8 protein-coding genes are annotated in these 10,319 nt (G+C 51.8%); 5 read left to right on the top strand and 3 right to left on the bottom strand.

Annotation, left to right across the window (positions count from 1 at the left end; genetic code table 11):
• The first annotated feature begins 263 nt into the window (after positions 1–263).
• From CIK76_RS18895 to CIK76_RS18880, 4 genes are read left to right on the top strand one after another with little or no spacing between them, the layout of a single operon-like run.
• A complete protein-coding gene (locus CIK76_RS18895) occupies positions 264–1,766 on the top strand; it encodes an SCO6880 family protein (protein ID WP_176484322.1) in 1,503 nt (500 codons plus the stop codon).
• Positions 1,766–3,349, top strand: a complete 1,584-nt coding sequence (locus tag CIK76_RS18890; protein ID WP_141393636.1) for an ATP/GTP-binding protein — start codon at positions 1,766–1,768, stop codon at positions 3,347–3,349. The genes CIK76_RS18895 and CIK76_RS18890 overlap by 1 nt, the downstream gene beginning before the upstream one ends.
• A complete protein-coding gene (locus CIK76_RS18885; protein ID WP_096289376.1) occupies positions 3,346–5,124 on the top strand; it encodes a type IV secretory system conjugative DNA transfer family protein in 1,779 nt (592 codons plus the stop codon). Before CIK76_RS18890 ends, CIK76_RS18885 begins: the two co-directional genes overlap by 4 nt.
• Positions 5,121–5,972: a DUF4913 domain-containing protein gene (locus tag CIK76_RS18880; RefSeq protein ID WP_096289374.1), complete on the top strand. Its 852-nt coding sequence runs from the start codon at positions 5,121–5,123 to the stop codon at positions 5,970–5,972. Before CIK76_RS18885 ends, CIK76_RS18880 begins: the two co-directional genes overlap by 4 nt.
• A 57-nt stretch (positions 5,973–6,029) precedes the next feature.
• Here CIK76_RS18880 and CIK76_RS18875 read toward each other — a convergent pair whose 3' ends face one another.
• The 3 genes from CIK76_RS18875 to CIK76_RS18865 are packed head-to-tail and all read right to left on the bottom strand — an operon-like array spanning position 6,030 to position 9,486.
• Positions 6,030–7,322, bottom strand: coding sequence for a hypothetical protein (locus CIK76_RS18875; RefSeq protein WP_096289372.1), 1,293 nt, complete (start codon positions 7,320–7,322; stop codon positions 6,030–6,032).
• 14 nt (positions 7,323–7,336) lie between these two features.
• Positions 7,337–9,094, bottom strand: coding sequence for a relaxase/mobilization nuclease domain-containing protein (locus CIK76_RS18870; RefSeq protein ID WP_096289370.1), 1,758 nt, complete (start codon positions 9,092–9,094; stop codon positions 7,337–7,339).
• Positions 9,091–9,486 carry a MobC family plasmid mobilization relaxosome protein gene (locus CIK76_RS18865; RefSeq protein ID WP_255248551.1) on the bottom strand — a complete coding sequence of 132 codons (396 nt, stop codon included), beginning with the start codon at positions 9,484–9,486 and terminating at the stop codon, positions 9,091–9,093. The genes CIK76_RS18870 and CIK76_RS18865 overlap by 4 nt, the downstream gene beginning before the upstream one ends.
• A 230-nt stretch (positions 9,487–9,716) precedes the next feature.
• On the opposite strand from CIK76_RS18865, the gene CIK76_RS18860 reads away from it, so the two are divergent.
• Positions 9,717–10,076, top strand: a complete 360-nt coding sequence (locus CIK76_RS18860) for a hypothetical protein (RefSeq protein ID WP_096289366.1) — start codon at positions 9,717–9,719, stop codon at positions 10,074–10,076.
• Positions 10,077–10,319 lie beyond the last annotated feature (243 nt).

Below are 10,319 nucleotides of genomic sequence, written 5' to 3'. Positions count from 1 at the left end.
GCACACCTAGCGCACCGGGAAATGAAGGTACACCACCCTCAACTGCTGGTGCTCCAACCGGGGCGGCAGCGTCAGGAGCATCGTCAGGTGCCGCTTCAGGCGCAGCGGCCGGCGTTCCTCATATTGCAGCTGCGAAAGCTGCCGCCGATGCCGTCAAGAAGGGTATCGACACCGTAAAGGACACTAGCGAAGACATTGCTGATAGCTCCACTGATGGTGGCCCAACTGGCAGTGCAAAGTAATCACGAGAAAGAAGAACTGGTATGTCTACTAATACACAACGAGACCAGCTTTCCTACGGCAACTACCGTAAGCCAACATCTCCTGGGCTTTTCGGTCTTGGAACTCCTGGAACTGTTCTATTATTCGTCGCGATCTTTGTCTGTTTCGTTCTCTTGATGACCAAGGGACTACTTTGGACCTTCTGCGCAGCTGTGATTTTCGGACTAGTTTTTCTGCTGTTGGTGATCCGCGACAAAGACGAACGCAACCGTCTAGATCGCATCATAGAGCGTTCATCGTTCATGATTTCCGTCGTACTAAAACGCTACCTCTACCGTGGAGGACCAGCTAGCCAACTTCCTTGGGGCACTACTCAGCTACCAGGTATTGCGGCAGCGATCCGAATGCACGAATACAGTGACTCATACAATCGTCCGTTTGCTCTGTTGTTCACTCCGATTAGTAAAACGTATTCGGTAGTTCTTGGAACTGACCCGGATGGCTCTTCTCTGGTGGATCAAGAACAGGTTGATCTTTGGGTAGCCGACTGGGGGAACTGGATCAGAAACCTTTCAGACGAACCTTCGTTGATTGCAGCCGCAGTCACTATTGAAAGTGCTCCTGAATCTGGTGCGCAACTTCGACGTGAAATCGAAATCAATATGGACCCCAACGCCCCGGCTGTAGCACGGGCTATGTATCAAGAAATTCAGAACACTTTCGCAGCTGGTTCATCCTCAGTTCGGTGTTACATTTCTCTAACCTACGCTGCTGCACCTCGGAAAGGCGCTGCTAATCGTAAGCCGGATGAAATGGCAAGGGAGATTGCTTCGCGTCTCCCTGCCCTTACTGCGGACCTTGAATTCACTGGTGCTGGCCCCGCTGCCCCTCTATCTGCCCAAGAACTCTGCGAAGTTATTCGTATCGCATATGATCCTGCCGTTGCAGGTTTGATCGATGAAGCTCATGTCCGCGATGAAACACCCGATCTGCTTTTCTCTGAGGTTGGTCCAACTGCGCACGTAGCTGCATGGGACGGATACCGTCATGATTCCGGATACTCCAAAACATGGGGTATGACGATTGCTCCGCGTGGCGCTATCAAATCTAATGTGCTCTCACGATTGTTAGCCCCACACCGGGATATTGCCCGTAAGCGGGTAACACTCCTTTACAAGCCCATCGAGACCGCCGTTTCTGCTGGTTTGGTTCACTCAGATACACGATCTTCAAGCTTCAAACTATCCTCTTCAAATCGCCCTTCTGCACGTGATCAGTTAGCTCATGCAGCGGCCATTAAAACAGCAGCCGAAGAAGCTTCGGGAGCAGGTCTAGTTAACTTTTCAGTCATGGTCACTGCTACCACTCTTGATCCAGAAAAACGCGATGACATGGTGAGTGCCATCGACAACCTGACAGCCACGGCAAAATTGCAGATGCGTTTGCTCCATGGTTCACAAGACTCTGCTTTTGCCCTGGCATTGCCGTTGGGTTTGATTCCGTCTAAGCATGTTTCGGTTCCTACTCAGAACGGAAAGATCTAATGTTTTCTAAGAACCCTGGCCGTCGTTCCAAAAATCAGGCGGCCAAGAAGGAAAAAGAACAGCTACCAACTCGGCCAACTGGTCGGGGGTGGCTTGGTCGGGGTAAGGGCTACGCAACGATGGTGCAAGCACCGGTTGACTATCGTGGAACTACGCGTCAAGTATGCGGCCTGTGGCCTTTTGGCGTAGGTGCAGGTGCACCGTTGATCGGTGTTCCACTTGGTCAGCATATCCCCACCAAGCGGACCGTTTGCAGTGATCCAATCGCTTGGTTTCAGCGTGCAGGTTTGATCAGTAATCCGTCAGTTTTCATTGAAGGACTCCCGCACCGTGGGAAATCAACATTGGTTGGCCGAATGATTCTTGGCCTTTCAGGGCGTGGGGTAATCCCCTTGGTTCTAGGAGATATCAAACCAGACCACGTTGAACGAATTGCTGCGCTTGGCGGTCAGGTAATCAAGCTGAATGACTCGCAGGGGCACTTAAACGTTCTCGATCCTGGGGAATCAGTTGAAGCTGCCAAGCGTTTGCGAGAATCTACTTTTGCTACCCCTGAGCTGGCGCAAGAAGCCCTCGCCTTGGCTGAACAGATTGAAGCTGATGCGATAACTCGACGTAGCCAAATGGTAATGGCGCTTATTACTATTAAGCGCAAATCTCCACCGGCTGAAATTGAAGAAACCCTGGTTGAAGAAGCTCTTAGACTCCTCGATAAGACTCACCGGGAGGTGCCACCTGTTCTTGGCGATTTGTTGAAGGTTATTCAAGAAGCGCCCCCAGAATTGCGTGATGTAGCACTGGATCGAGGGGATATTGAAGACTACCAAAACACCACCAAGAACCTTGAGCGATCTTTGATTGGTTTGACGCGCACTGGTGCCTTTGGTCGCACCTTCGCTCACCAAACAGTGAACCCTATGCGCCGTGATCGTCCAGTAGTTTACGACATTTCTGCGATCCCAACATCCAGTAATGACCTCCGCGCAGCTGCTCTTCTGGCTTGTTGGTCAAATGGATTCGCATCCGTCAATATCGCACATGCCTTGGCAGATGTGGGACTTGAACCACGACGGCACTACTTCATCGTTATGGATGAACTGTGGCAAGCTTTGCGCGCTGGGCACGGCATGGTTGACCGCATGGACGCTTTGACCAGATTGAATCGAACGTATGGTGTTGGTCAAGCAATGATCACTCACACGATGAAAGACCTCTTGGCGCTGCCAAATAAAGAAGACCAAGAGAAAGCACTGGGTTACGTTGAACGAGCTGGCATGGTGATGTTAGGTGCGCTGCCCCGCTCTGAGATGAAACTTTTGACTGAATCAATCCCGCTGTCTCAGCGTGAACAGGACATGCTTGTTAGCTGGTCAGCTCCTCCGGCCTACAACAAAAATAATAACCAGAAGTCCAAAGCTCCGGGACTAGGAAAATTCCTGATCAAAATTGGCGGCCGCCCTGGTATTCCATTCGATATGAAGCTCACGGGCATTGAAGCCAAACTAGGCGACACCAACGCATTGTGGACTGAGAAGTCTCAAATCGGATCGTCTGATGTTGAAGAAGGAGAAATCGCATCATGAGTACCCCGAATAACAGACGGCAGGACCCAGGAGGATTCTCTGGTGAAGTACTCCTGTTATCGGTGCTTGTTGGCGTTGTTATAGCTCTTCTGTTCATCGTCAATATCTCTGTGCGCCTTGGCCATAAATTTTCTGGTTCAGAAGGAACGTTAACCTCTGACCCGTTCGAGCTTGTTTTTACTACGTTCCAGGGGAAGGTGGAATGGCCGACCACAGCGACTTTTATTGCAATCGCTCTTTGCGTAGTGCTGTTAGCAATTGTTGTGCTGATTCTCCTTATGGCACGCAAGTTCCGCAAGAATTCGACTCGCGTTGACCGCGCGGCCCAGTATATGGGGCGCGGTCGAGATATTGAGTCGTTGACGACTAAGAAAGCCCAAGAATCCGCAGACCGTTTCGGTGTTGAATCACCGGGTCTGCCGATTGGGTCCACCTTAACCGGGGTATCTCTTTATTCATCGTGGGAGGATATGCGTATATCAATTGCCGGTCCGCGAATGGGTAAATCGACGTGCCAGGTAATCCCACAGATCATTGCTGCTCCTGGTGCTGTGCTGAACACATCGAACAAACGCGATACGACGGATGCGACGCGCGATATACGGGCCAAGTTCGGTAAAGTGTGGGTATTTGATCCTCAGGGCATTGCTAATGAGGAACCTACCTGGTGGTGGAATCCGCTATCTTATGTTTCTGATGAAGTAACAGCGGCGAAACTCGCTGAACACTTTGCGAGTGGATCGCGTGATCCAAATGCCAAAACTGATGCCTATTTCGATCCCGCGGGGCAAGACCTGTTGGCAGGGCTGTTGCTTGCTGCGGCGTTGGATCAGCGCCCAATCACTGATGTGTATACCTGGATCACGCGTCCAAAAGATGAAACGGCCGTATTCATTCTGCAAGATCACCAGTTCAACATGATCGCAGATCAGGTTATGGGAGTCATCCAAGCTCCAGATAAGCAGCGTGGAGGTATCTACGGCACTGCTCAACAGATGGCTTCCTGCCTAACTATTCGCCGTGTCGCTTCGTGGGTTAACCCTCAGAGCATGGCTGATGCACGGCCACAGTTCAGCCCTCACGAATTTGTGCGGGGAAAGAACACTCTTTACTCGTTGTCCAAAGAAGGCCGTGGAACAGCTGGCCCCCTCGTTACGGCGCTAACTGTCGCTGTTGCTGAAGCAGCCGAGGAACTGGCAACATCGAAAGGTGGCCGCCTTTCGGTGCCATTGGTTGGCATCCTGGATGAAGCGGCGAACGTTTGTCGTTGGAGAGAACTGCCAAATCTCTACTCACACTATGGTTCGCGCGGAATCATCTTCGACACTGTTTTGCAGTCATGGTCGCAAGGTGTTGGTGTGTGGGGCGAGTCAGGAATGAAGATGCTTTGGAGCGCAGCTAACGTAAAATTTTACGGCGGCAACGTATCCGAGAAGGCATTTTTGGATGACATGGCAGCATTTATTGGTGACTTTGACCGCGTGACCTCATCGGTCTCTAGCGGTCGTGGCCAACGCTCTGTGTCTCGTCAGCTTCATCGTGAACGCATTCTTGGGGTTGATGACTTAGCTGCGTTGCCCAAGGGGAGGGGCGTAGTTTTTTCGGCTGGTAATAGACCAGTGCTGATTCGTACAAAGCCCTGGATGACTGGACCGATGGCTGAGGATATAAAAGCATCAATTACTGCTCACGATCCACAGTCTAAAGAGACCTTGGACAATGCTCAGGAGGGCATTTTGGAAGTCGCTCGCTTGGAAGAAAGTAGTGCAAAATGAGCGACTGGGGCGATGATCCGATCAATGGTAATGCTGTGCAGCAGTTTGAGCCAGCAGAAGATGACTGGTCGACTTTTGCTCAACCAACCTCTGAGCAAGCTTCGTCCTCCGTTTCTGCCACGCACGATCTAACTGATCCGGCTATTCAAGCAGCTCGTACGAACTGCGATGATGCCAAGAAGAAATTGCGTGCAGCACAAACCGCTCTAGTTGCCGGTGAAGATGCGCTTGCTGATGCTAAAGGCCAGACAAGGGTCGCGGAACTGAAATTAGCCGATGTTACTGACGATGAAGCCAGCAAACCGTGGCAAATTGCGGCGGCCGAGGAAGATCATGCCAAGAAAAAGCGATCCCAGGTGCGTGTGGCTGGTTCGATAGACCGCCTAAAACATGATGTCATCGAGGCAGAAAAAGCGAACAGTGAAGCGATCAAGATTCTCGATGCAGCGACTAAAGCAGCGCAAACACCTACTAAGGAAAGCTCAGAAGACGAAACGCTGGTGTATGGATCAGCAGACGAGTTCTACCGAGAGTTTTTGCGCAATGCCTACCGTCGTTCGATAGATGGCAGACAAACCATTTGGGACGCGAAATGGTGGAACTACGCCGAAGCAGTAATCCGCATCGATGCGCTCTGGCGTTCGTGGGAGACCTTACGCAATGATCCCAGCATGGGCATGAGCGTATGGTTCCGAGACCATGCAGACCATCACATGGCAGTATTGATGGACGAGAAGGGACCCTTTGCCAGTGCAGAAGACATTAGTGAAAATAAATGCCGCAAAGGGCAGCCATTACCGTACACCACACCGCCTGATGGGTTGTTCCCAGACGAACGGTTAAAGTGACTTGATCAAAACAAATAAGGGCTACACCCATGTGGGTGTAGCCCTTATTTTTGGCGTCTATCGCGACATTTCAGTTTTGCTTTTTTGCTTTAAGTGGTTGCGCTTAGCTTTGGGAGCCTTTGCTGTGGGTTTTGTACCTTTCACAGCTTCGGTGGCAGGTTTAGAGTTACTAACGTCCGCTGCCATCCGCGCATCTATTGCTTCCTTTGGTACGCCGTCCTTTTCCAGTGTGGCGGCGGTATTTTCTCGCCTTTCCATGCTGTCGTATACGTCTTTTGAAGCGTCCCGTGATTCATGAGCCAGAGCTTCGTGCTTCTCAGCGTCGCTTGCAGAGCTGATCCGGTCATCTGGGTCAGGTTCGTGCTCAGCCGCAGTTTTAGCTAAGTCTGCTTCCCTGTCATGCTCGTCAGCCTGACGCATAAGTATTGCCGCTTCTTCTGCTTCTACGGCCGCCTGACGACGTTCGCTTTCGGCACCGAATGCAGCTGCTTGCTCTTCGGCAAATATCTGTGGAAACTTCTCATGAATCTGCTTATCAATGTCATAATCAAGATGAATCCAACGCTGCACATCATTCAGCGGACCTCTGTCGGCAGGAGTCAGCTGGGTATTTTCTGGCAGACCATCAATGATTGATTGTGCCCCATTTTTATCCACTAATCGGGTTTCGGCAGCGTTATCGGTGAAGTCTTGGACGGGAAAAATCTCAGTCCTGCGGTGCGTTTCAGTATCGAATGCCGCTTGCTGATCCTTTGCGAACAGCTCAGGGAACTTGTCGTGAATTTGTTTATCAAGTTCGTAGTCACGATTGATCCAGGATTGCACGTCATTCAGTGCGGCTTGACCGTCAGGAGAAAGTTTCGAATCAACTGGTAGACCCCTAACAACTTCTGCCGCCTGGTCCCTGTTCAGCTCTGCTGCTTGTCCAGCTTCACCATTAAGGGTGTATGTAGGTTCAGGACGCTGATAAATTGACCGCTGATAATCCTCTGGACTCAAGCCGTAACGGTTCTGGATTTCATCCTTCATCCGCGCTTGTGCCAACTGCGCGTCACGGTCCGTATCGGCCCAAGCACTCGCGACCTGATAGGTATGAGCAATTTGTTCTGGCTTGGCCTGATCCCACCATTCAGGGCGGTAGACTCCGGAAACCATGGCGCGTGCTGACTTTTGCTCTGCTTCAAATCTGGTTTGCAGTTGTCTTGCTTCTTGCTGGTGTTCAAAGGCAGCATTGCGCATCTGTTGCTCGCGCAACCGGGCAAGTTTTTCTGCTGCTTGGCTGGCAGCCGTCATGATCAATCGAAATTGACCCTCAAACGCTTCTTCGATGCCATCTGATTCAGTAGCCATGATGACCGTCCTTTCTACTTTTCGACTTCTCCGGTCTTCTCCCCGGTCTTAGCTGCCTGAACGACACTAGGTGTTCGGTGTGGGGCGATAGTCTCAGGTACGACGGAGCCATGCGGTTTATCTTTACGGCTCAGCTCCATCAGTTGTTTCGCTCTAGCCGCATCAGTGTCTAACGGCTTCGTCTCGACCGTTTGGACTTGCAGCCAAGGATTAGGCGTAGACCGTTCCAAGACCGCTGTCGTAGCTCGCTGTTGGGTCTGAATTGGCAACGCTGGCATAGCATCACGAACGCGTACCAGCCGTACACGGGTATCGTGTGCCAGCAATTGTGCTTGGCGTGCTTGCGAGGTTGCAACAGACACATCGTGAATCGCCTGGGTAAGCCTAAGCAGCTGTCGTATCAATGCCGCTTGCGCGACAGCTCCTTGACCTCCGTGCGCAGCACTAGCAAGCAGCATCGCGGTCCCGGCTAAGGCCGAAACTCCAATCTGCTGTGGTTTTGGTGTCCGGTCGAAAGTCTGGGCAGATCGTGATAGCGCATCAGCCGCAGCGCCAAGATCGCCAGGTTCCGGTTCTGTAGCCCTAGACCAAGCCGCCAGCGCACCGGAAGTTTCCCGCGCGACGGTGGCCCAGGTAGCCCGATCATCCAATGGAACGGCACCAAGTTTGTCAACGATCTGGCTAAGTTCCTGGCTATACTTCTGCCACAATTCAGGGCTTGGCTGTGTAGCTTCACGGCCAGGAGAAACAACCCTACGGCCACGTTTTGCAGCCGACCATTCAGCAGCAGCTTCCCCAGCACCGTTTGGCGTGTCTGGCCAGTTTGAACGCAGACGCGGCAAAGTGAGATCGCGGCCGAGATGACCGCCACCGTACCAAATTGGGCGCTCACCATATTGTGGGCGTTCAGCTACCGAATAACCGGTCACAACGTCAGTACGACCATCCGCGAATCGCGCTCGAACCAACAGACCATCACCGCGCATACGGCGTACGAACTCGGATTCACTCTCACTCGCAGTAGCAGCGGAACGAACCTTCAATGACAGTAGATACCGAGGTTGATCAACGGTCAGTTCAGCAGAAATTCTGGACTGTCTATCAACCTTGCCGAGAGTCTCCCAAGCAGGTACCTTGCTATCGACCTTCTTGCGCTCGCGTTCATATTTAGCACGCGCTCTGGCAGCGGCTTGGGCTTCTCGTTCCGCTGGGTTATATCCGCGCGTCGAACGCTCGGCCTGAACTGATTCAAGTTCTTCTAGACCGTATTTGGTTTCAAGTGCTCGTGTTGCTGACTGGGCACGTTTGAAGTCGTTATGAACAGAAGCTTTAGTGCCATCTTCACGAACAAGATTGACAGCAATATGAATGTGATCATTGCCGTTCTTTGAGACTCCGTGACGTACAGCTACCCACCTACACGGTGCCTTACTTCCTTGGTTATCATCGAACTCCATTGCTGCAATGAAGTCATTAGCAATGTCGTTCCATTGATCGTCTCTGAGCAAACCTTCGTCAGCGCGCAATGAGAGAGAACAGTGCCAAACATGTCCACCCGACACATCAACGTCATACGCCTTTTGTGGCTTATCAAGATGCCGTGCAATAGCGCTAGCAGAAAAGTCGTTCAACTCGGCTTCATCGTGCCAAGCCATCATTGCTTGATCACCAGCCACCAAGTGCGGTTCAGTGTGCTCGTTGGAACGACCTGGGCCAACGAGGTATTTGACCAAGCCAGTCATACGAGAGCCACGAACGATGTTGGGCATCATGAGCTTAGTCCGTCGATCACGGTATCAATACGCTCAGCAACTTCGCGCACTTTTCGCAAGGTGACAGCGGATTCAGCAGCTACTTCACCAGTCGCATTTGCCTGTCGAGCAAGCTGGTTAACATTGTTCGATATTGCTGCCAGAAGACGGTGCATTGCAAAAAGCTCAGCCATTGCTTGCTTTCGCTGCGTCGGCGTTTCATTCTGCTCTACAGCTAGTGCAGATTCGAGAAGCAAACGAGGAACAGTCACACCCATCTTGGCTGCAATCCGAACTAGCTGGCCTTCTTCCTCAGGTGACACTTTCACCTTGCGGACTCCCTGTCGGCCGCCTTCAACATTCGCGCGGCGCTGACGCGAGAAGAAGCCACGTGACGAAGAATCTTCGCTCACAGAAACCACCTCTCTTAAGCCCAGCGCAGCGACTCCGATTTATCGGAGACCACACTTCAAGTGTGCACTATCCACGACACAAAGTCGAGGATACAAGCCATTTAGGGGACCCTAAATGTATAGCTTGCTCCGCTGGGGCACCGTTTCTCTCTTTGCCAGTGGCAGCTGGCTAAGGTTGCTGACACTGAGCAACTATCGATCTTTTATTTGTCACAACGTAAGATGTGGGTATGGCAAAAGAACCCAGCGTAGACGAAGCCGTTGCACGTGCCCAGGCATTGCAAAACGGCAAAATTCAGACCATTCGCGAAGTAGCAGAGTCACGTCAATCACTTGAAGACGTTAAGGCAGAAGCCGCGAAAGAGCTTGCGGAAGTAGAAGCTAAATATAGAGACCGCATGGCCGAAGCTGAACGAGCTGATGTTAAGTCTTTCAGCGCTGCTGTATCGGCTGGCTGGACGGTGGATGAACTCAAAAAAATTGGTTTCCCGGAACCTGACAAAAAGGCTCGTGTTAGGCGAAAAGCCAGCACACGAAAATCCAGCGCGCAACAGACAATCGAAAAATCTGTAGACTCCACCACCAACTAAACAGAGATCCGTGCACACGCCAAGATCACGCGTCGTGAGAGAACTCAATAACTAAACTTTTGGCTTGTGTGCGGTCGGTCGAATGGTTCCGGCTATCCACATGTGTGCGGGAAAAGCTGCGTAGCGGTAGGGCTTTTGCCGTGCCCATGTTGATAGGTGGCTAGGGTCGAAATTTTCTAAACAACGGTTGCGTTTTCCTCCCCGCCCCCGATGCCCGATTGTTACACGAACGGACCCCCTGTC

The sequence above is a fragment of the Glutamicibacter sp. BW80 genome (genome assembly GCF_002332385.1).
Taxonomy (GTDB): Bacteria; Actinomycetota; Actinomycetes; order Actinomycetales; family Micrococcaceae; genus Glutamicibacter.
This window is presented reverse-complemented; position numbering and strand designations above follow the sequence as displayed.